Origin of the sequence: Devosia ginsengisoli, assembly GCF_024707105.1 — a bacterium.
Taxonomy (GTDB): domain Bacteria; phylum Pseudomonadota; class Alphaproteobacteria; order Rhizobiales; family Devosiaceae; genus Devosia; species Devosia ginsengisoli_A.
Genome location: NZ_JANQAJ010000006.1, coordinates 827,987 through 849,420, shown reverse-complemented (window position 1 = coordinate 849,420; position 21,434 = coordinate 827,987). Strand labels below are relative to the sequence as shown.

Sequence of the window (21,434 nt, the reverse complement as noted above, 5' to 3'; positions counted from 1 at the left end):
GCCTGGGCAATCGCGCCCAAGCTGCATGTGGCAGCCAGCACTGTGGCCAGCGTCCTTGCATAATACCTTCCCATCCGGCTTCTCCCTTTTCGCCGTCAAAGTTTATGTGCGTACAGCGCACAAATTTGCCGATTGCGCACAAATTGTGATCATGTAGAATGTTTTTGAGAAGTCAAGGGGCCTCATGACGAGGCATGGAATGGGAGGATGGGATGACGAGCGTCGACATGCATCACACGCCGGCAGAGGCGTTGCCTGTGCAGGATCAAGGGTGCTTTTTTGTCGGAGGCGCTTACGTGCCGACGCGGGACGGCCCGCAGATCCGGGGCCAGATGTATGTGGAGTATCACACCCCTGCAGAGGACCGCGGCAAGCCGCCTATCGTGCTCATCCACGGCAAGTGGCAGAGTGGAGTCAACTTTGTCTCGACGCCGGATGGCCGGGCCGGCTGGGCCACCGACTTCCTTCGACGGGGGTATCCCGTATACGTTGTAGATCAGGTCGGGCGCGGTCGCTCCGCCGCGTTCCCGGACTATGGCGGCTATGGGCTGCGTCCATATGAGTTCACCGAGAACATGTTCACCGGAACCGCCGCCTTCCGCCTCTGGCCCGGCTCTGAGCGTCACACGCAATGGCCGGGCGACACCGGCAGGATCGGTGACGCGGCCTTTGATCAATTCGCTGCTAGCTGGATTCCCAGCCTGACCAATCCGGCGCTCGCCGAGGAGATGAACTCCGCAGCGTTGATCGGCCTGCTCGAGCGCATCGGGCCGGCCGTCCTGCTTACCCACTCGGAATCCGGGGCATACGGCTGGAGGGTTGGCGATGCGCGCCCAGATCTTGTCAGGGCCATTGTGGCCACTGAATCGGGAATGGTGCCGTTTCACGACATCCAGTTCATCGGTGGAAGCGAGTTCTACACACTCTCCGACCAAATGTCCCGGCCGTGGGGCCTCACGCATGGCCCGTTGAGCTTCGAGCCCCATCTTACGGACGCAAACGAGTTGCGTGCTGTCCCGCATGACGCTCCCGAAGGACCAGAAACAGTACGCGGTTGGGTGCCAACCACAAAGGCTCGGCTGAAGAACCTGTCGCGACTGCCAATCGGCATCGTGACGGCCGAGGCGTCGTATCACAGAACGTTCGACTACCTTACCGTTGAATACTTCCGGCGGCTCGGGGCCGACGTGGACCACCTGGAACTGGGCAGGATGGGTGTGCACGGCAACGGTCACATGCTTATGCTGGAACGCAACAGCGAACAAATCTGCGAGTTACTCTGCCGATGGATCGAGGAGCGGCTGTCTGCAGGTTGAACCTGAGTCCCCGGCCACGATACTCGCCTCGAGGCCAGCGAGGGGGCCCGAAACGCGATTGCCGATCACGGTACGCACCCAGGAATCTTGCCTTCCCGAGCGTGCTCAGGGAGGGGAGGAACGGCGTCGACCGGGGCGCCGAATCGTCCCCCCTCAATCGATCAGCAGTGCTCGGTAATCGACCATACCTCTTCGAATGCTTGGCGAACCCACAGCTTGAAGGGTGGCTTAGTGGACGAGACTTTGGGAGGCTCGTGCGCCGCAGCGGTGTACTGCTCGCCCTGCATGACGGCCGTGCTCCGGATTTCAAAGACCTCTATGTGGTTGGCCTTGGTGACGATCGGTATTTCGGTCCGATCCATAGAAAAGGGCACGGCTTTCAGCCGGGTTGCACGCAGGAATCCATCAAAACGTTGCCGTTCCGTGTAGTGGCCCATCTTGGGAGCAGCCCGTTCAATACCATCATCGATGTCGTACCAATAATTGTATGCCGACTCGTCGGCCGGCTGCACGTCCTGGACGATCAGGAAGATGCTTGCCGGGTGGCTCTCGTCCAAAAACGGCCCTTGCCGCTGTGTCGGGTTTGGCTCGAAGTAGGCGCCGTGCAGCGCCCGTTCCGGCACCAGACGTTCTGGCGGTGACAGCATTTTCGAGATGCTGCCGTCCAGAAGTCCACCCGCGCGGGACAGTTCGACCATAGTCAGGAAGGTCGGCGCCAGAACGGAATTGAATATCCCCCCAGGCGGACGCGGATCGGCGCGAAATGCCAGGGCGCGGCAGAATCCCTCGGCACACCGGGAAACGTTGCCGACCGCCTCTCTCCACCATTGCTCGTAGGCGACATGGTTCGCCGCGTCGACGTTGTCGAGGAAGCAGAAGACGAGCTTGGGCCGAGTTGGGTAATGAATCATTGGAACACCTTGCCCGGCATTTGGGTCGACAGCCCGTCATCCACCATCAGGTCCGCCCCGTTGATCATTGATGCGGCATCGGATGCGAGGAAGGCGACCGCCTTGGCAATATCTTCGGGCAAGATAACCCGATTGCTCGGGTTCCGGCGGGCAAATGATGCAATCGCCTCTTCGCGCGTCGGGAACTGCTTGAGCGCAGCACCCAACGCGGACTCCGTCAGCACATATCCGGGATGCACGGCGTTGACCCTGACCTTTGTGCCCGCCTCGATGGCGCTGGAGGAGGCCTGCAGCGTCAAACCACGGATAGCAGCCTTGCTGACTCCATAAGCCACGCCGCTGCGCGCGCCGAAATAGCCGACGACGGACCCGATATTGACGATGCTGCCACCTTTGCCGGCCATAGCAGCAACACCTGCACGGACCCCGAGGAATGCACCGTCAAGATTAACACGATGCACGCGCTGCCACTCCTCGAACGGGATCTCGGCAATACCGGATGGTCCCCGCCCGAAAAGGCCGGCGCAATTCACCAGGACAGAAAAGTCGCCACCAGCCCGCTGTGCGGCTGCAATGGCGCCATTCCAGTTTTCCTCGTCGCCTACATCCAGTCGGTAGAATTGGGCCTTGTGACCCTTCTCCTTGATCTCGGCAGCCGTTCGTTCACCGGAGACGAGGTCGAGGTCGCACACTAGAATGTTTCCGCCCAGTTCGCCCAGCTTCACCGCGATTGCTCGCCCAATCTCCCCGCCAGCGCCCGTAACAAGGCAGGTCACCCCATCAAAGTTTATCACTGCACAGCCCTCCTTCATGCAGGGCGTGGTGTAGCAAACCCATTGTGTGTGCGCAAGGTGTGAAAGTGTGCGCCAGGCGCACACCTTCACACCTTGCGGATGAACTACAAGTAGGTCGCGAGCTCCCCCGCGGCAGCGAGAAGGATCGGTACGAAATCCCGCTTCAGCAGGTCAGGCGTCGTCCGCTCCACCTGCGAGCTGATACCAATTGAACCGAGGGCCTCGCCTCGGCGGTTCTTGAGCACGACCGAAGCGCTGAGCATTCCGACGTCCAACTCCTGGTTGTTCACCACAAAACCGTCACGCCGCGCCGCACGAACGATCTCCAGAATTTCTTCCGCAGTTCGTGCCGCATAGGGCGTTCGGGGCTCCAATTCCTGGCTCCGCAGGATATCCAGAACCTTCTCGTCTGGTACGGTGGACATCAGGATGCGACCCGATGCTGAATAGGCAAGCGGCAGTTTAGTACCCCTTTCCACCATGTATTTTAACCGTCGCCGCGAAATGTCGGAGCGGGCGATGCACTCGGAAAACCCGTCCTTGAGCACATAGACGGACGTTGACTCCGCAAGCTCGGACGACAGTTGATCGAGGACTGGCTGGACGAGTTCATTCAAGCTCGCGGTGGCAAATCGAGCGTAGCCCAAACCGAGGGTTCTCGGCGTCAGGCGATAGCGTCCCTCCTGCATCTCGGCGTATCCCCTCGCAACGAGCGAGTTCAGCAGTCGCCGAACGACCGCCCGGTCCAGGTTGGTCGCTCGCGCAAGATCCGCGATGGTGGGGGCAGGAAGGTACTTACCGAACGCCGCCACGACGCGAAGACCGCGAGATAAGCTCGTGTCGGGTTCGTTCGACTCCCCATCGTCCGTAGCTGATGGCAGCCGTTGCGACCGCTCGGTGGTCGACGATGTCTGCTTGGCCAAGGATATCGCCAATGCAAGGTTCACGAGGGCGGCGCCTAACCCCGCTTCTGCGCCGCCGCTTCCGTTCTGTTGACTATAAATGCTTGCATGCAGGGCTGCGAAAGGGCTGCCGCACGGATTCTTCAACGCGACGGCGACACCGAGCAGGCCCGGATCCATATCCCCCTCGAAGAGAGCAAAGCCTGTTTTTTGGGCCGCGTCGATCATGGGATCAATGGCGGACACACTCAAACCCATCGCCGCAGCGTTGGCATGAGCGCCCAGGCGGCCGTCTGGTCGAGCGGCGAAAAGCGCGATGCCGCCTGCCGTTTCCAGCGCGGGCACACGCGTCCCCGGCTTGGCGAAGAAAGTACGACGTCCAGCCGCCGCGTCGTGGTAGGCGGTCACCACGATGTCCTGGTCATCCAGCACTTGGATGGACAGAGGTACGTTGAGCCTGTCAGAGAGCTCGGGCAGGTGGATGTGTTCCACCTCCGCGAGGCCGCAACTGTCGAAGAAAGACAGGGCGAAGAGTCGGCACTTAGGAGCCAGAGAATATTGGCCCTCGTCAAAGATCACATAGCCAAGGCTTACCAGGGCCGTAAGGAGACGTTGCGTGGTGCCGCGCGGCAGTCCGGTTAGCTTGCGAATTTCGTTCTGACCTACCGGCGCGTTCGACTGTCCCAAGGCCTCGATCACGATTAAGCTCTGATCGAAAGACTTCACGGTGGTGAGGGGCTGCATAGGGCTCCTGAACATGGTGTCAACGCAGCGACCGCCCCTAAGCCGTCGCGTTGTTCACAATTCACATCGTATGCAAGATCGGGGCGTGTCCAACCTTCAGCATATCGCAAGTGGCATACAAAGCCACAATCACCCACAACCTAGCCAGTCCCTGCCCCCGAACGATGATGGCGTCTGTGTGCCGGAGGCCTGCCCTTGCGTCAGGACCAAGTCATCGCACCACCAGCTAACACATCATACCGCCCCTGAGTACCAACACTGGGCTAGCGACCGCGATCTAGCGCGGCCTGCTTCACCGACTGATGACACACGCGGCCACGTAGGCGATTACCCTACGTGGCCGCTGTCGTCCCTGTCGTATTAGCGTAATCCATCCACGTGGCCGCGTGTACGGCCGTGTGCCCCCTCCGACGCGCAGACCAATGCCCCACCATCGTCCGGGGGTGCCGCCGAGGCGAGGCGGCCGGCGAATGTCAGGTAAACCAGACTAGCCGTACGACCCGATGCTGTCTCGATGATAAAATTCCATTAGCTGGAGACGAGATGCGGCTCTCGCCGCCCCCACATGGGGGGAGCCGGCCGGAGGACCCGTCGAAAATCTACAGGGGCTGCGGTGGACCGCGGGGTCGTCTACCCGAGAAGCGCGCAACTTGGGGGTTTATCCACCATAGGACCGAGGGACGCGGGTAGATCGTGCTTCCCGTAGCCCTGGTTGCGATAAACACGCACTACACCCTTATAATGTATAGTGTTTCTTCTCTCTCCATACATAGTGACATGGTCCCACGGTCCCGCGGTCCTTGCTTAGATCTCCGGGCCTTTGCGCGCTCCGGGGTCGTGAGCCACCCGGTCCCTGGTAGAATGAGGCTGTCGGCCGATCAGCCTTGCCCATCAGAACTGCTGGGGGATGTTACCAGCCTCGGATCACGCAGCCTCGTCATCCTCGTCGCGGTGATCTTCAAAAACCACGGCGGGACCAACCCGCACGACACGTCCATCTGATCCACGCTCAACATGAAGTTCTGGGACAGAACCCACGGCAGGGCGCGCATAGCAAGGCGCCTTGCCACGCCCCTTGTACTTCCGCCGCACCCGGGTGAACCCCATGCTCGCCATGGCAGCGCCAAAGGTCTCCGCGTGCATGTTGCGCTGACCAGCGGGGATGCCCAGGATGGCCCACAATTCTTCCGAGCTGATGATCCCTTCGAGCTCGTCCGGGATATGGAATCGCAGCGTGTCCTCGAAGGGATTGTCTCGCGTGTGCTCTGCCTGCGCCGAGCGGGCGTCCTCCCATAGGTGCTTAGGTAGCGTGATGGATTCTTTGGTCTCGGCCCATTCGAGGGCCTCTGCCCATAGCTGTTCTCGCACGTCGGCAAGACCAGCGAGATCGACCGGCTGGTCGACCCAGATGGGCCAGAAGCGACGATTGCCAGTGGGATCGGATAATGACTTCGGATTGTTGGTGGACATACAGGTGACGAACTGACGCGGCACCTCTTGCACGGTCCAGCCATATGCTGGGCGTGCACGGTCGCTGGTTCGGGACATGTGGGCCTTCATGGACTCTTGGTCGACCTTGCGAGCGCCGCGCATCTCCGCGATCTCGATGATCCATTTGCCTTGGGTCTGTTCGATGATCTTCTGCTCACTGTCCTGAAACGGCAAAGAGTCGGTGAACCAGTCCGGCCTCATGGCCAGCAGCTTGATTGCGGTTGATTTCCCCACGCCCTGCGGCCCGCCGATCAGTAACGCTTCGTCAAACTTGCATCCCGGCTCCAGGAGCCTGCGACATGCAGCAATGAGGAAAATGCGGCCGATAGCACGATGAAACGGCGTATCCTCTATGTGGAAATAGTCGATGAGCCAGGTGTCGATGCGCGGCACCCAGTCCCATGACGTCTCGCGGATATGATCGAGGACAGGGTGGAACTTGTCGAGACGGGCCGTCTGTCCGATGGTGTTCCGGTAGACCTCTGTTGTGGGCTGGAACTGGAACTTGTCGTCGATCTGGACCCAGAGGTCCTTCATCTCGTCGTCGCTCAGAAATTTCGACTGACCGGCCGGGTCGATCAAAAGCACCCGGCCAGCAAAAGAATCGTAGCGCAGGACATATCCCAGGCGCTCGATGGCATTTCGGACATTGGGAGCGTTGCTGAGGATTCGCCCTTTGTCGCCGCGCACGAAGCCGTCCTCACCGGGTTCGGAGTTCGGAACACTCCCGCGCCGTTCTTGCCTGCGCATTTCCCGAGCCTGCGCGTCGATTGCCTTGAGCAAGCGCTCCGCACCACGCGGCGTGTTGAATTTGAGCGACTTGATGTGGCCCATCAGTGTCTCAAATCGTGCGGGGTCGATTGCGCGCAGGTCACACATGGCCTTGGTGGAACGCGGCTCGAAAACTACAGTCGAGTCCGAAATTTCAAACAGCCACTGGAACCTGTCATGCGTAGGAAGATCGACCGTCATTATCATCACTCCAACTCGAAGAAGAAGATTGGCGAAACCATCTCCTCCTAACTATCGGCTGCCCGGGCACACGATTTTCGAAGATCCTTCCGCACCGAAATGCGAGCCTAAGCTAAAATCTTGGTCGATATGCTGGACGCCAAGCGACTACCTATTCTGCCGCCGCTATGAACCGGTAAGGGCACTAGCAGCTCAGCAAAAGGAATATTTTCGCACAGAAAAGCCCCCAGTCAACGAGCGTTGCTTAACAGGATGCTGACGGGAAGCGATTCATATCACCGCTTATGATAAGGTCAGGCCACCCCCTACATGCTAATGTCAACAGAGGCCTCAGCGGGGCTCTCTGTGGGCCCAAATTGGCATTAACCGCCGAAAGAATTTTCTGAGATAAAAGTGACGGACATGGCCATTTGACATGGAAACAGGTCAAGATGCCGGTTTCTCTGGTCCTATCGTGGGGCCAGAGCCTTTTTCAAACTGGATTATCTGCAGGGGGCAACGTCACCAGCGTGTCCAACGTGAACCGCTGTGTACTGTTATCGGCTGCTCGTCGGTGTAACCCACGACCTCGGTCACATAGACATCGTATCGAGCGATCAGATCCTGCAGTTGCTGAGCCGTCTCCGTTTCCAGCCTCGTTCTGAAATCCGTGGACAGCACCGCGCTGCTGGTCACGAACCTGAACTCGTCGCTGCCAGTCGTGACCCGATGGAGCGGGAATGGCGTTTGTCGTCTGCTCGACGCGGATGACCACCTCGGTCAGCGTCAACCCACGGTCGACCATGGCTTGACCGATCTCCTGCGCGACCTTCAGTTCGCGCCACGCCTCGTCGGGTATCGGCTCATCAGCGAGGTTCGACGCGGGCAGCATCTGTTGCCACTGCTGACGTTCCTCGCGCAGTCTCTCCAGCTCCGCGACATCTTGGCCACGCGCTCCTGCTCCTCCGGCGATGCGGAAACTGCGCCGGCAGCCACCAGCTCATTCACACGTTGCTCAGGGGCCGCAATCTTCTCCTGCTGATCCTGAAGTAACGTGCCCGAAACGAGCAAGAGGCAGAACAGCAGAAGCAGCATCATCTCGGCCATGGTCAGGCCGAGGACGACACCACACCGGTTGCTGGCCGTCCTGCCTGATAGGCGCTACAAGGGGCTCCACTGGCTCATCCGACCTGAGGACTTCCCGTCGACGGAACATCCCGAGGAAACCGCCTCGCTGCTGGGCGATGAGACCCTGCAGTCCTCGATCGAACGGGTCACGCGGGGCAAGGTCGGTGGTCGCCGTATTCCGATGAGCGTTCAACATCGCGACCTCATCCGCGAGGCGGTCGATGCTCGTGATCGCTCGGTCACCCAATTATTCTTGCTCAGGCCTTGGCCACGCCCGCTCTACCTCTCGCCGAAGTAGCGTTTGAACCTCTGGCGGCGTCTTCCAGAAATATTCGAGGGCTATTGTCCGACGATCAGCATCAAGGCCAGCCAGGTGTGTATCCTTCACCACCCGCTCCGCGGGAGCCTTGGAGGGCGATTTTTTCAAGGAATCACAACCTCAAATCTGTGCCATTGGTGCTGACGGCGGACAGTCGAGGACCATGTCGATGGCGCGGTGGGTCGATCCGCAGCATGGATGGCATTTGGTCGCGAGCCCGACCGTCTCGATGATCGAGGTTGCGCCGAAGGCGAGATTGTCCCAACCGCGCGGATCGGGTCCACCATAGAGCTTCAGGAAGCCCTGGGAGGATTCCAGGACATCCATGCTTCCAGTCATGCCGGCTCCAGCCAGCAGCGCAGCTTCGACGGCATTGCGGGCGGCAAGACCGGCATGAAGCGGCTTCACCGGCGTGCCGAATTGCCCCTTGAGGCCACTAGCCATGCTGGCCGCAATGCTCATTGCTGCACTGATGCCGGCCTGATCCAGCCCCCGGAGCCATGCGGTTGCCGCCGCTGCGCCGATGCAACCCACGGTCGATGTCGAATGCCAGCCGGCAGTGTAATGCGATGGGTTGACGCCCTTGCCGATCGCCGCCTGCGCTTCGAGCCCGATGAGATAGGCCTCGATCAGGACGGCACCCGTGGCCCCCACGCGCTCGCCAATGGCGAGCAGGGCAGGCACGAGCACGGCCGAAGCATGCGTCGTGGCGCCATGGAAGTTATCGTCGAAGTCGAGTGCATGCGCCGCCGTCCCATTGACGAGCGCCGCAAGGGCAGCGGGAGCGCAGTCGCCGCCTGCTACACCGGCCGCGCCGCGCGTGCCGATCTCGCGGGCAAATGCTGCACGAACCGCCAACGTCGCGCGATCGCTGGCGCCTGCCAGCATGCAGCCCACCGTGTCGACAATGGCATGTTTGGCGCTCTGCCTGGCCTGGGCGCTGAAGGAATGCGGAGCGGCGCACCATGCGGCAATGACCTCAAGAGCAGCCGCGCTGGCTGTTCCGTCCTGTTTCTCCTGCATCATTGGAGCGCATCCCAGCAAGCACGCGATATCCTGCCGATGGTTTCGAGGGCTGACGTATAGCCCGGCGTTCCATCCGCCAGCGCGGCAGGCACCCCGTCGGTATAGACCGCCAATATGTATAGCGGCTCGCCAGCGCGAAACACGATCCCGGCATCCATTCGTCCCCTCTTGCCGCGCCCGCCCTTCGTGGCGAATTGCGTGTCGTAGGGCAGGCGTGATGGTATGCCATAACGCAGGATCTGCTGGCCCAGAGTTTGAAGAGCGAAGTGGCAAAGCTCCTGTGTCAGCCCCAGCCTATGCGCAGCTTCTGCGTCCTTCCGGCTGTCGCTAAGCATATCCAGTAGACGGGTTTGGTCTGCGGCCGTGGTTGTGGTTACCTCCTTGAGGCCATGGTCCGGGGCGAGCTTCAGCGGCGGAATGAGGAAGCGGTGATGCGTCCCGGTCATCCCGACGGCGCGGCAGTAGTCGTTGACCTCCTGCAAGGTCAGGCGCTCCAGCACCATCCTGGTACAGACATTGTCGCTCAGCACGATCATTCCCACGATGGCGTCGCGCAGGCTCAGGGAAATTCCCGGGGTCAGGTAACGGAAAATGCCGCTGGCGACTTCTTCGCGCAGCCGAGGTTCGTAGACAATCGGCGCGTCCAGCTCGAGCCTGCCGTCATGCACCGCCTTGAGTGCCGCCAGCATGATCGAGATTTTTCGGGTGCTGGCCGATGGCGTTTCTTCGTTGGCGCCAAGCTCGAAAGACCCGCCATGGCGTTTGTCGAGTATGCTGTAGCGCACGGTGTAGGGGACACTTTCACAGATGTTTTTCAGGCTGCCTGCGAGGTCGTTCATCGTCATTCCGCAATTGGTCTGGCCCGAAGCACGTTGCCTGGACCCGTGCACAAGAACGCCTGCAGCGGTGCACGACAAGACTATGCGGAATTCACATAGAGCGATGCGCCGCTCACCAGGTGACGCGCAAACTGTGCTCAGTGAATAGTCGGCTTGGCTGACCTCAGAGCCGCCTGGAAGCTCTTGGTGCAACTTCGGTTCAAGCAGGGTCCTCGTACTTGGCCGTCATAACCAGGTAGATCAGGAAGAGAGCATACGTGCCAAGGATTGGTGTAACAGAGCAGCCTGCTGTCGGATGGCCTGATCCATGACAATGTCGTCATCCAGCAGACCGACGGCAAGTGCCTCATAGCGAACAGCAATGCCCTGGATTGTGGTCGGCGACACAAGGGCGATCCGCTCACAAAGTCGGGCCAGGTCCGCACAGGCGTCCGACCACATCTGCCAGGCATGGTCGCTGTTCTGCCGCCGCCATCGGTGATGGAGAATGCGAGCCCTGCGCTTGCGCCTTTCCAGCTCAAGCCCGAGCCTTGCCAGCTCCTGGTCGCCGACATATTCGGCTGATCGGGATTGTGTGAATGCGGCCGGCGACAGGGCCAGCATTGCACTCGCTACAATCACCTGCCGCCGTGTTGCTCTAGCCATCGCTTTGTCCTCGTCCAGTGCAGACAGACAAAGCGGTGATTTGCCGGACAAGTCTACGCGGCTAGCCTAGCTTCTCGACAAAGGCGGAGAACAGCGATTGCGGATCGGCATTGAGGGCCTTGGCGACGGTGAGGAACTCCACCACATCGATCCGTCGCTCCCCACCCTCATACTTGGCGACAAAGGATTGCGGTCGACCGATCCGCAGGGCCACATCGGCCTGCGTCAATCCTTGCGCTTTGCGCTGAGCCACCAGCAGGTCTCGCAGAACCTGATAGTCTCGACTGTGGATGGATCTGCTCATGCCGCGCCAGGGAAAGACGATGAGCGCAGCAAGTTGATCCTGTTAGAGGATTATCCCAAATAGGGATTTATTCATGTCTCCATGGTCTGCTGCTGGCTTGGTTCCCCTTCAGCACAAGCCCATGAACCCCGTTCCAGCTTTCGTCTCTCGCACCCTTCGCGTCTATCTTGAGGATGGGACACCGCAAGGGCTCATCGTCATCGACGCTGGCAATTGGACCGGCAAGATCCTGTGTGCGCCGGCCAGTCGGGTCCAGCAACTGCTCAAAAGGCCCGAGGCCGCGCATGGCGGGGTCTATGTCATGATCGGGGAAGATATGGAGCAGCCCGGTGGCCGGCTGGCCTATATCGGAGAGGCCGATGACGTCGCCAGCCGCATGCGCACCCACTTGCAGCGCAACACGATGGACTTCGAGCGCCTCGCTCTGGTGGTGACCGTCGACAATAGCCTGGACAAGTCCCGCAGCCGCTTCCTCGAAAGCCAATTGCTCAAGCGCGTCGGTCAAGCCGGGAGAGCCCGATTGGCCAATCAGCGCTTTCCGGACTATGGCGGACTTTCCGAGATTGACCGGGTGGACATGGAGGCCTTCGTCGAGCAGGCACTGCTCATCCTGCCGCTGTTTGGCTTTGATATCTTCCGGCCGTTGAACGCTGACCGCGCACCGAGCGCCCGATCTGGCACGGTCGGAAGCGACATCTTCGCCTTTGCCCCCGGGGACGCATCGGCCAGAGCGCGGGAGACGGATGATGGGTTCGTGGTGCTAAGCGGCTCTACGGCTCGGCAATCCACAACGGCGACCTTCCCGGATACTTATCGGGCGTTGCGAGAGCAGCTGCTTGCCCAAGGTGCCTTGGCTGCAGCCCCCAGCGATAACCTGCTTCTGTTTACCCAGGATGTCACGTTCGCCAGCCCCTCCGCTGCGGCAGCCATGATTGCTGGTCGCAGTGCCAGTGGACCAGGAGAATGGCGACACGAAGCATCAGGTCAGTTGCTGAAGGATTGGAAAGCCGCCGCGATTGCCGGATAGGCTCGAGCTTCTTGCACCTTCGGCCTCAAACTCCCTGCCTTGCCGAAAGTTGATCCCCACAAAGGCCCACACAGCCGCTTATCAGGGGTCTACCGCGCTCCCATGGCAGTCTGGGTGGTAATCCCGCTGTTGGCCACGTCTGTGGCTTTGCTGGGCTTAGGACCAGTTTCGCAGTACCGACCCCAGTCCGCCATCAGCGCACGGCGCTTGGCCAGATAGTCGCTGCGGTTATAGGCCTGCTCCACCGCATTACCCACCGCATGGGCCAAGGAGGCCTCGATCAGCTCGCGCGGATAGTCGGTTTCGTCACGGGCCCAGGTCGAGAAGGTGGCGCGGAAGCCATGAACCGTGGCCCCATCCTCCCGCAGACCTCGCAGGCACTTCAGCATCGCCATGTTGGAGAGCATCTTGCCCTTGGGACCGGGGAAGACCAACTCCCCCTCCTGCGGCATGGACCTGAGCAGAGCCACGGCCGCATCGGACAGCGCCACCCGATGTTCGATGCCGGCCTTCATGCGTTCGCCGGGAATGGTCCAGGTGGCAGCTTCGAGATCGATCTCGGCCCATTTGGCCCCGATGGTCTCACCCGTGCGGGCGCCGGTCAGGATGGTGAAGCGCAAAGCTCTGGCGCTAGTGCTGTCCAGCCGGCGCAGCTTGGCCATCAGCCCCGGCATCTCCACATAGGGCACTGAGGCATGGTGTTCGATCTTCTGCACCTTGCCAATGGCGGGCAGCAGGTGGGGAAGTTCACCGCCCGCCCAGCGGGCCGGGTTCTCTCCCCTGCGATAGGTCTTGGCTGTGGCCCAGCCCAGGACCTTCTCAATCCGACCGCGCAGCCGGCTGGCCGTCTCGGGCTTGCTGACCCAGATCGGCTTGAGGATCTTGAGCACGTGGTCCAGTGTCACCTGGTCGACAGGCAGTTTGCCGATCACTGGCCCGGCATACATGCGCAGCGTGCTCTCCCACTGATCGATATGCTTCTGGTTCTTCCAGCTGGCCCGATGGGCCTCGATATATTCGCCTGCGCACCAGGCGAAGCTGGGACTGTCGGCTTTGACCTCCCGCTCCAGTCGCAGGCTCTCTTTAACCGCGCGGCGTTCGGCGATGGGATTGCCGCCATTGATGAGTTTGGCCCGTTCCACCACCGCCAGTTCCTTGGCCCGGCTCAGGGGCACATCATTGGCTGCACCCAATCCGACCCAATGGGTCTTGCCATTGCGGCTATAGCGAAACACCCAGCTCCGCGTGCCCTGCTCGCGGATCTGCAGATAGAGCTGGTTATCGACGCGATGCGTTCCATTGTCGGTGAGCGCCGCCACCTGCTGCGCCGAAAGCGCCCGCTTGCCCTTGGCCATGGTCTACCCCAACTGGTTCAGTGGGTCGGACCATCGCTCTGCCTGGGGGGCTAAGTCCAGTTATACCTCGCGGCAGACCAGTCCATTAGGACCTACAAGCCGACCTACGTTTTGGCATAACCGGCAGAGGCCCGGCATCTGGGCAGAAATTGCAAGTATGGCGGTGGCGCAGGCAGCGAAAAGTCCCGGGAATGGGGGTGCCGGGCGGAAATTATGCGCTGCTTGCGCCAGCCTAGCAAAACTGCCGGAATGGGGAGAATGGCGGAGAGAGAGGGATTCGAACCCCCGATGGAGTTGCCCCCATGCCGCATTTCGAGTGCGGTGCATTCAACCACTCTGCCATCTCTCCGCGAGATCGATTGGGGCACCCCGGAGGGTGCCGGCCGGTCGACACGGGCGGGCTTATGACATAGCAATGAAAGCCCCGCAACACCTGTTGTGGGCTTCATTCGCCTTTGGACCCGGTCCATGCTCTTCATCTATGGCACGCTGCAGGATGCCGATGTGCTCGGCGCCGTATTGGGGCGACCGGTGGCAGTGGCCGGTCTGCGCCGGGCCATGGCGCCCGGATTTCGGGCGGTGATGCATCCCGGACGGGTCTATCCGGCATTGGTCGCATCCGGCGACGAAGCGGCGCCCGGATTGCTGCTCGATAACTTGTCCCACCTCGACCTGGCCGTGCTCGATGCCTTTGAGGGCGAGGAATATCGGCGCAGGCCCATCACGGTGCTGTTCGATGGCGTCAGGCATCCGGCCGATGCCTATCTGCCACTGGCCGTCATCCCCGCCACCGCGCCGGTCTGGTCGCTGGCCGACTGGACATCAGTGCACAAGCCGGCAGTACTGGGTCGGGAGACCGAGACGGCAACGGCATTGCGCCAACGCCTCGCGGCACAGGCGCCCGATGATCGTCACGATTTCGTGCAACGGTGAACTCCGCCGCCTTCACTTGCGTTCGAAGAACGCAAGCTGGCGATCAAGGGAGGATCCGATGGTAAAGCGCCGCGACGTCGTGGCCGGACTGGCAACGCTGCCACTGGCCGGAACCGTATCATTCATGCCCGTCTGGGCACAGGAGCCGATGACTTTGGAGGGCGACGCCATCCCCACATCGGATGGCGACATCATTATCCATCCGGTTGATCATGCCAGCCTGGTCCTGGGCTTTGGCGACGCCGTGATCTATGCCGATCCGGTCGGCGGCGCCGCGCTCTATGAGGGCCTGCCCCCGCCAACGGCCATCCTCGTCACCCACGGCCATGGCGACCATTTCGACGTGCCGACGCTGGAAGCCATTGCCGGATCGGCGCCGATCCTCACCAGCCAGGAAGTGTTCGACAAGCTGCCCGAGGCGCTCAAGGCCAATGCGACGGCCATCGCCAATGGCGAAGATACCAGCCTCGATGGCATCGCCATCCGCGCCATTGCCGCCCACAATATCACCGAGGACCGCATGCAGTATCACCCGGTGGGCGCGGGCAATGGCTATGTGCTCACCCTGGGCGACAAGCAGGTCTATATAGCCGGCGACACCGAGCCGACCGACGATATGCTGGCTTTGACCGATATCGCCGTCGCCTTCCTGCCGATGAACCTGCCCTATACGATGACGCCGGAACAGGCGGCCGAGGCGATCAATACGTTCAAGCCGGCTATCGCCTATCCCTACCACTATGGGGACAGCGATCTGGCGCCGCTGGAAACGGTGGGCGACCATACCGAGGTGCGCCTGCGCGACTGGTATGCGAGCGGCGCCTGAAACTCTGACCAAGCCTTGACTCTTGGGGCATTTGCCCCGATAAGCGCCCACGAAACGTGCGCTGGCCCTGCTGGCGCGCTTTTCTTTGTTTGAAAACGCTGTTCGAGGCTGGCCGCCGGTTCGCACCGGCATCCATTCGAAGTCCGCAGGAAAAGGGCCAAAAACCTGCGGCGCCACAGAGCGCGACACAATGGGACCGGGCGTTTGACGCTCCCGGTTAAGCTATGACTTTCGCCGTGATCAAGACCGGTGGCAAGCAGTACAAGGTTGCCGCCAACGACGTTCTCAAGATTGAAAAGCTCGATGCCGAAGCCGGCACCATCGTCACCTTCGACCAGGTGCTGATGGTTGGTGACACCGTCGGTGCACCGCTCGTCGAAGGCGCGCTCGTCGCTGCCGAACTGCTCGAGACCCGCAAGCAGAAGACGGTCATCATTCTCAAGAAGAACCGTCGCCACAATTATCGTCGTCGCAATGGCCACCGCCAGTTGCTGTCGACCGTGCGCATCACCGAAATCCTGACCGGCGGCGCCAAGCCGACCATCAAGGCTGCCGGCGTCGCGACCAAGACCGATGCCGTGACCGAGGCAAAGCCCGCCAAGGCCAAGGCTGAAACCAAGACCGCTGAAGCCAAGACCGCTGCCCCCAAGGCCGCCGCTCCCAAGGCCAAGGCAGAGCCCAAGGCTGAAGCCGCGACCGAAGCCAAGGCCGCTGCGCCCAAGAAGGCCGCCAAGCCTGCCGCCGATTTCAACGATGACATCAAGCTCATCGGTGGCGTTGGCCCGGCGCTGGAAAAGAAGCTGAACGCCGCCGGCGTCACCAGCCTCACCCAGATCGCTGCCTGGAAGAAGGCCGATATCGCCAAGTTCGACGAAGAGCTCGACCTGCGTGGCCGCGCTGAGCGCGACGAATGGGTTGCCCAGGCCAAGGATCTGGTCGCTGGCAAGCCCCCGCGCGCCAAGGTCGACCAGGAAGCCGTGGCCGACAAGGCCGAAGACAAGACGAAGTAAGGAGCCCGCACCATGGCACACAAAAAAGCAGGCGGTTCATCCCGCAACGGTCGTGATACCGCTGGCCGTCGTCTCGGCGTGAAGAAGTTCGGTGGCGAAGCCGTCATCGCCGGCAACATCATCATCCGCCAACGCGGCACCAAGTGGCACCCCGGCACCGGCGTCGGCCTGGGCAAGGATCACACCATCTACGCACTCGTGGACGGCTCGGTGTCGTTCCGCACCCGTGCGAATTCGCAGGTCTTCGTTTCCGTCGACCCGGCAGAGGCCGCCGAATAACCCGGCAGGTCCTTCGAACCAGCCGGTGACCAGTTCCCCGGCTCGCGTTCGCAGCAAGCGAAATTGAAGGGGAACCGGTTCGCCGGTTCCCCTTTTCGCATTCAGGCAGACCGCAGATGGACGCTCTCAAGGACAGCCTTCCCGCCACGCTGACGACGGATCGCCTGGTGCTGGCCATGCCCACCCTGGCGCATGCTTCCGATATCGCGCGATTGGCCAACAACCAGCGCATCCATGAAGTCATGTCGCGGCTGCCCTTCCCCTATACCGAGACCGACGCCCGCTTTTTCATCGAGCAGATCGTCCCGAGCCCCGAGGAGCTGTGCTACGCCATCCTGGCCGATGCTACATTCATGGGCATTGTCGGCCTGACCTTCGCCGATGGGTCGCCGCCGGCGCTGGGCTATTGGCTGGGCGAGCCTTATTGGGGCCACGGCTACGCCACCGAGGCCGCCCATGCCGTGGTCATCGCCGCGCGGCAGGCAGGTTGCCCGGCTTTGCAGTCCCGCGCCTTGCTGAGCAATGCCGGCTCGCGCAATGTATTGCGCAAGGTTGGCTTCATCGAGACCGGCGAAACCGTTGATGCCGCCGGCACGCTGGCCGACCAGCGGGTCATGCAGATGCGGCTGGAGTTCTGATCATGAACGTCACCCTGCGCACGCCCCGCTTCATCCTGCGCCAGCCCCAGGTCGGCGACGCCGAAGCCATTGCCCGCTACCTCAACGATTTCGAGGTCGCCGGCAATCTGGCGCGCGTGCCCTTTCCCTATCACCTGAGCGATGCACGGGCCTGGCTGCGCACCCGCCTGCCCAACCTGCCGCTCGAGGAAACCAATTTCGCCATCGACCTGCCGGATAGTGGCATGGTCGGCCAGGTCGGTTTTCATCGCGGCCCCGATGGCCCCATTATCGGCTATTGGCTGGGCCGCCCCTTCTGGGGCCGCGGTATCATGACCGAAGCGGTCACGGCCAGCCTCGACTGGCTGTTTTCCGCCTCGGACATCCCAGAAGTCTATTCCGGCGTGTTCCATTTCAACGCGGCTTCGCTGGCCATCCAGACCAAGCTCGGATTTACCCAAACCGGCCGCTCCACCCTGCTCTGCCTTGCGCGCGGCGCCGAGGTGGAGCATATCGACACGATAATGACGCGCAGCGTCTGGAAGGCCTCAAGCAAATGAAGTTTCTCGATCAGGCCAAGGTCTATGTTCGCTCCGGCGACGGCGGTGCCGGCGCGGTATCGTTCCTGCGCGAAAAATTCGTCGAATTCGGCGGCCCCAATGGCGGCAATGGCGGACGCGGTGGCGATGTCGTCATCGAATGCGTCGATGGGCTCAATACGCTGATCGACTATCGTTACCAGCAGCATTTCAAGGCCAAGACCGGCACCCATGGTATGGGCAAGCTGCGCACCGGCGCCGATGGCACCGACGTGGTCCTGCGCGTGCCTGTCGGGACGCAGATCTTCGAGGACGACAACGAGACGCTGATTGCCGACATGACCGAGGTGGGCCAGCGCGTCGTGCTGCTCAGTGGCGGCAATGGCGGCTTCGGCAATGCCCATTTCAAGACCAGCTCCAACCAGGCCCCCCGTCGTGCCAATCCGGGCCAGGTGGGCACGGAAAAATGGGTCTGGCTGCGGCTCAAGCTCATCGCCGATGCTGGCCTGGTCGGCCTGCCCAATGCCGGTAAATCGACCTTCCTCGCCGCCGTCTCGGCCGCCAAGCCCAAGATTGCCGATTATCCCTTCACCACGCTCCATCCCAACCTCGGCGTCGTCTCGATCGGCGAGCGTGATTTCGTGCTGGCCGATATTCCGGGCCTGATCGAAGGGGCCAGCGAGGGCGCGGGTATCGGCGACCGGTTCCTCGGCCATGTCGAGCGCTGCGGCGTGCTGATCCACCTGATCGACGGCACGCAGGACGATGTGAAGCTGGCCTACAAGACCATCCGCACCGAACTGGCTGCCTATGACGAAAGGCTGGCGGAAAAGCCGGAAATCGTGGTGCTCAACAAGACCGACGCCATCGCGCCTGATGACCTCAAGGAAAAGGTCAAGGCGCTGAAAAAGCTCAGCAAGCAGGATGTGCTGCAGGTCTCGGGGGTTACCGGCCAAGGGGTCGACCAGGTACTCTACGGCGTGATCGAGACGCTGGATGCCGAAAAGGCAGCGCGGCTCGAAGCTACCCGCCGCAAGACCGAGCCGAACTGGGCCCCCTGATGAGCGCCAATGCCCTTGCGCCCTATAAGCGCCTGACCATCAAGATCGGCTCGGCCCTGCTCGTCGACAAGGCAGGGCGGCTCCGCGCCGCATGGCTGGCCGACCTCGCCACCGATATTGCCGCGCTCAAGGCCGAGGGGCGAGACGTGGTCATCGTTTCTTCCGGCGCTATCGCGCTGGGCCGAGGGCTGTTGGGCCTGAGCGCCGTAGCGCTGACGCTGGAACAGAGCCAGGCCGCGGCCAGCGCCGGGCAGATCGCCCTCAGCCAGGCCTGGGCCGAGGCGCTTGGCCGACACGACATCGTCACCGGACAAATCCTCATCACGCCCAACATCACCGAGGAGCGGCGTTATTACCTAAACGCCCGCACCACGATTGCGACATTGCTGGGCCTGGGCGCCATTCCCATCATCAACGAGAATGACAGCGTCGCCACTGCGGAAATCCGCTATGGCGACAATGACCGCCTGTCGGCCCGCGTCGCGACCATGATCGAGGCCGATTGCCTGGTGCTGCTTTCCGACGTGGATGGGCTCTACACCGCTCCCCCAGCCAGGGACCCCGCTGCCGAGCACCTGCCCGTGATCAAGTCCATCACGCCTGCCATCGAGGCCATGGCGGGCGGCGCGGCAAGCCACCTGTCGCGCGGCGGCATGACCACCAAGGTCGAAGCCGGCAAGATCGCCACCCAGGCCGGCACGGCCATGATCATCGCCAAAGGCACCGAGAGCCATCCGCTGCGGGCGCTGACCCAGGGCACCCGCCACACCTTGTTCCATGCTGCCCAGAGCCGGGCGCAGGCGCGCAAGCGCTGGATCATGGGCACGCTGGCCGTATCAGGCACCCTGACGGTCGATGCCGGCGCGGCGCGGGCGCTGCTGACCGGCAAGTCGCTGCTGCCGATCGGCGTGACGAAAGTCACCGGTGCATTCGAGCGCGGCGATACCGTGGCCGTGCTCAATCCCGACGGCATGGAAATCGCCCGGGGCCTGGCCGGTTTCGACAGCGAGGATGCACGCCTGGTCATCGGCAAGCGCAGCGATGCGGTGATCGAACTGCTCGGCTCGGGCAATCGCGGCGCCATGGTACATCGGGATAACCTGGTGCTGGTGGGCACGAAGGAGGACAGCAATGAGCGCGCTTGAGGCTGAAAGGTCCGTCACGGATATCATGGCCGAAATCGGCCAAAAGGCTCGCATCGGCGCGCGGGCCCTGGCCATCGCCACATCGGAGCAGAAGCGCACCGCCTTGCTCACCGCCGCCGGCGCCATCAATGCGCATCGCAAGAAAATCCTCGCAGCCAATGCCAAGGATATGGAAGCCGCCCAGTCCAAGGGCATTTCCAAGGCCTTCCTCGACCGCCTGTTACTGACCGATGCGCGCATTGACGGCATTATCGAGGCGGTGAAGACCATTGCCGAACTGCCCGACCCCGTCGGCACTACCATCGCCGAATGGGATCGGCCCAATGGCCTGCATATCGAGCGCGTACGCACGCCGCTCGGCGTCATCGGCGTTATTTTCGAATCCCGCCCCAATGTGACGGCCGATGCCGGCGCCCTCTGCATCAAGTCGGGCAATGCCGTGATCCTGCGCGGTGGCAGCGACAGTTTCCATTCGAGCCATGCCATTGTCGAATGCATGCTCGATGGCCTGCATCTGGCCGGCCTGCCGGTCGAATGCGTGCAACTGGTGCCCACGATCGACCGCGCCGCCGTGGGCGAAATGCTCAAGGGCCTCGGCGGCAATATCGACGTCATCGTGCCGCGCGGCGGCAAGACCCTGGTCGCTCGCGTGCAGGATGAAGCGCGCGTCCCGGTCTTCGCCCATCTCGAAGGGCTGGTGCATGTCTATATCGACAGGAGCGCCGACCTTGAAAAGGCCGTGAGCGTCACCCTCAACGCCAAGATGCGCCGCACCGGCATCTGCGGCGCGGCGGAGACCTTGCTGGTCCACAAGGATGTGGTCGCCACCCACCTCAAGCCCATCATCGACGCGCTCATCGCCAAGGGCTGCGAAATCCGGGGCGACGCTGCGGTGATGGCACTGGTCCCGGAAGCCAAAGCGGCGACCGAGGAAGACTGGAAGACTGAATATGAGGACGCCATCATCTCTGTGAAAATCGTCGACAGTGTCGAAGCGGCCATCGCCCATATCGAGCACTATTCGAGCCACCACACCGAGGCGATCCTCGCCGAGGATGCCGCCGCGGTCGAAAAATTCTTCAACGAGATCGACAGCGCCATCCTGCTGCATAATGCCTCGACCCAGTTTGCCGATGGCGGCGAATTCGGTTTTGGCGGCGAGATCGGCATTGCCACCGGCAAGATGCATGCGCGCGGCCCAGTCGGTGTCGAACAGCTCACCAGCTTCAAATACCGCGTCCGCGGTAATGGCCAGACGAGACCCTGACCCCT

Annotated in this window: 22 protein-coding genes and 1 tRNA gene; 13 read left to right on the top strand and 10 right to left on the bottom strand. The window is 61.9% G+C overall.

Going from position 1 to position 21,434, the window contains the following annotated elements; translation table 11 throughout:
- Window positions 1-212: 212 nt before the first annotated feature.
- Window positions 213-1,316, top strand: a complete 1,104-nt coding sequence (locus NVV79_RS08045; RefSeq protein ID WP_303987872.1) for an alpha/beta hydrolase — start codon at window positions 213-215, stop codon at window positions 1,314-1,316.
- 161 nt (window positions 1,317-1,477) lie between these two features.
- Here NVV79_RS08045 and NVV79_RS08040 read toward each other — a convergent pair whose 3' ends face one another.
- The 4 genes from NVV79_RS08040 to NVV79_RS08025 all read right to left on the bottom strand — a co-directional run bounded on the left by NVV79_RS08040 (window position 1,478) and on the right by NVV79_RS08025 (window position 7,130).
- Window positions 1,478-2,227: a hypothetical protein gene (locus NVV79_RS08040; protein ID WP_303987870.1), complete on the bottom strand. Its 750-nt coding sequence runs from the start codon at window positions 2,225-2,227 to the stop codon at window positions 1,478-1,480.
- The gene (locus tag NVV79_RS08035) at window positions 2,224-3,021 is read right to left on the bottom strand and encodes an SDR family NAD(P)-dependent oxidoreductase (protein WP_303987868.1); all 798 of its coding nucleotides are present in this window, start codon (window positions 3,019-3,021) and stop codon (window positions 2,224-2,226) included. Before NVV79_RS08035 ends, NVV79_RS08040 begins: the two co-directional genes overlap by 4 nt.
- A 104-nt stretch (window positions 3,022-3,125) precedes the next feature.
- Window positions 3,126-4,667, bottom strand: coding sequence for a helix-turn-helix domain-containing protein (locus NVV79_RS08030; RefSeq protein WP_303987866.1), 1,542 nt, complete (start codon window positions 4,665-4,667; stop codon window positions 3,126-3,128).
- A gap of 924 nt (window positions 4,668-5,591) precedes the next feature.
- Complete coding sequence (locus NVV79_RS08025; RefSeq protein WP_303987864.1) at window positions 5,592-7,130, bottom strand: virulence-associated E family protein; 1,539 nt, start codon at window positions 7,128-7,130, stop codon at window positions 5,592-5,594.
- Between the two features lie 649 nt (window positions 7,131-7,779).
- Between NVV79_RS08025 and NVV79_RS08020 the strand changes: the two genes are divergently transcribed.
- Window positions 7,780-8,151, top strand: coding sequence for a hypothetical protein (locus NVV79_RS08020; protein WP_303987862.1), 372 nt, complete (start codon window positions 7,780-7,782; stop codon window positions 8,149-8,151).
- 93 nt (window positions 8,152-8,244) lie between these two features.
- Window positions 8,245-8,535: a hypothetical protein gene (locus NVV79_RS08015; RefSeq protein ID WP_303987860.1), complete on the top strand. Its 291-nt coding sequence runs from the start codon at window positions 8,245-8,247 to the stop codon at window positions 8,533-8,535.
- A 141-nt stretch (window positions 8,536-8,676) separates the two neighbouring features.
- Here NVV79_RS08015 and NVV79_RS08010 read toward each other — a convergent pair whose 3' ends face one another.
- The 4 genes from NVV79_RS08010 to NVV79_RS07995 form a co-directional block, all read right to left on the bottom strand.
- A complete protein-coding gene (locus NVV79_RS08010; RefSeq protein WP_303987858.1) occupies window positions 8,677-9,582 on the bottom strand; it encodes an MmgE/PrpD family protein in 906 nt (301 codons plus the stop codon).
- Window positions 9,579-10,421, bottom strand: a complete 843-nt coding sequence (locus NVV79_RS08005) for a serine hydrolase (protein ID WP_303987856.1) — start codon at window positions 10,419-10,421, stop codon at window positions 9,579-9,581. Before NVV79_RS08005 ends, NVV79_RS08010 begins: the two co-directional genes overlap by 4 nt.
- 240 nt (window positions 10,422-10,661) lie before the next feature.
- On the bottom strand, window positions 10,662-11,024 hold the full coding sequence (locus NVV79_RS08000) for a hypothetical protein (RefSeq protein WP_303987854.1): 363 nt from the start codon (window positions 11,022-11,024) through the stop codon (window positions 10,662-10,664).
- 103 nt (window positions 11,025-11,127) lie between these two features.
- A complete protein-coding gene (locus NVV79_RS07995) occupies window positions 11,128-11,319 on the bottom strand; it encodes a helix-turn-helix domain-containing protein (protein ID WP_303987852.1) in 192 nt (63 codons plus the stop codon).
- 172 nt (window positions 11,320-11,491) lie between these two features.
- On the opposite strand from NVV79_RS07995, the gene NVV79_RS07990 reads away from it, so the two are divergent.
- Window positions 11,492-12,397, top strand: a complete 906-nt coding sequence (locus NVV79_RS07990; RefSeq protein ID WP_303987850.1) for a GIY-YIG nuclease family protein — start codon at window positions 11,492-11,494, stop codon at window positions 12,395-12,397.
- Between the two features lie 89 nt (window positions 12,398-12,486).
- Here NVV79_RS07990 and NVV79_RS07985 read toward each other — a convergent pair whose 3' ends face one another.
- Both NVV79_RS07985 and NVV79_RS07980 read right to left on the bottom strand, forming a co-directional pair.
- On the bottom strand, window positions 12,487-13,752 hold the full coding sequence (locus tag NVV79_RS07985; RefSeq protein ID WP_303987848.1) for a site-specific integrase: 1,266 nt from the start codon (window positions 13,750-13,752) through the stop codon (window positions 12,487-12,489).
- A 259-nt stretch (window positions 13,753-14,011) separates the two neighbouring features.
- A tRNA-Ser gene (locus NVV79_RS07980) sits at window positions 14,012-14,101 on the bottom strand.
- Window positions 14,102-14,220: 119 nt separating this feature from the next.
- On the opposite strand from NVV79_RS07980, the gene NVV79_RS07975 reads away from it, so the two are divergent.
- From NVV79_RS07975 to NVV79_RS07935, 9 genes are all read left to right on the top strand, one after another.
- A complete protein-coding gene (locus tag NVV79_RS07975) occupies window positions 14,221-14,685 on the top strand; it encodes a gamma-glutamylcyclotransferase family protein (protein ID WP_303987846.1) in 465 nt (154 codons plus the stop codon).
- Between the two features lie 58 nt (window positions 14,686-14,743).
- On the top strand, window positions 14,744-15,511 hold the full coding sequence (locus NVV79_RS07970; RefSeq protein ID WP_303987844.1) for an MBL fold metallo-hydrolase: 768 nt from the start codon (window positions 14,744-14,746) through the stop codon (window positions 15,509-15,511).
- Window positions 15,512-15,735: 224 nt separating this feature from the next.
- Complete coding sequence (gene rplU, locus NVV79_RS07965; RefSeq protein WP_303987843.1) at window positions 15,736-16,521, top strand: 50S ribosomal protein L21; 786 nt, start codon at window positions 15,736-15,738, stop codon at window positions 16,519-16,521.
- A gap of 12 nt (window positions 16,522-16,533) precedes the next feature.
- The gene (gene rpmA, locus NVV79_RS07960) at window positions 16,534-16,800 is read left to right on the top strand and encodes a 50S ribosomal protein L27 (protein ID WP_303987841.1); all 267 of its coding nucleotides are present in this window, start codon (window positions 16,534-16,536) and stop codon (window positions 16,798-16,800) included.
- Window positions 16,801-16,916: 116 nt separating this feature from the next.
- A complete protein-coding gene (locus NVV79_RS07955) occupies window positions 16,917-17,438 on the top strand; it encodes a GNAT family N-acetyltransferase (protein ID WP_303987839.1) in 522 nt (173 codons plus the stop codon).
- Between the two features lie 2 nt (window positions 17,439-17,440).
- Complete coding sequence (locus NVV79_RS07950; protein WP_303987837.1) at window positions 17,441-17,977, top strand: GNAT family N-acetyltransferase; 537 nt, start codon at window positions 17,441-17,443, stop codon at window positions 17,975-17,977.
- A complete protein-coding gene (gene obgE / locus NVV79_RS07945) occupies window positions 17,974-19,017 on the top strand; it encodes a GTPase ObgE (RefSeq protein ID WP_303987835.1) in 1,044 nt (347 codons plus the stop codon). The genes NVV79_RS07950 and obgE overlap by 4 nt, the downstream gene beginning before the upstream one ends.
- Window positions 19,017-20,162 (top strand): glutamate 5-kinase, encoded by a 1,146-nt coding sequence (gene proB, locus NVV79_RS07940; RefSeq protein WP_303987834.1) that lies wholly within the window; start codon window positions 19,017-19,019, stop codon window positions 20,160-20,162. Before obgE ends, proB begins: the two co-directional genes overlap by 1 nt.
- On the top strand, window positions 20,149-21,429 hold the full coding sequence (locus NVV79_RS07935; protein WP_303987832.1) for a glutamate-5-semialdehyde dehydrogenase: 1,281 nt from the start codon (window positions 20,149-20,151) through the stop codon (window positions 21,427-21,429). The genes proB and NVV79_RS07935 overlap by 14 nt, the downstream gene beginning before the upstream one ends.
- Window positions 21,430-21,434 lie beyond the last annotated feature (5 nt).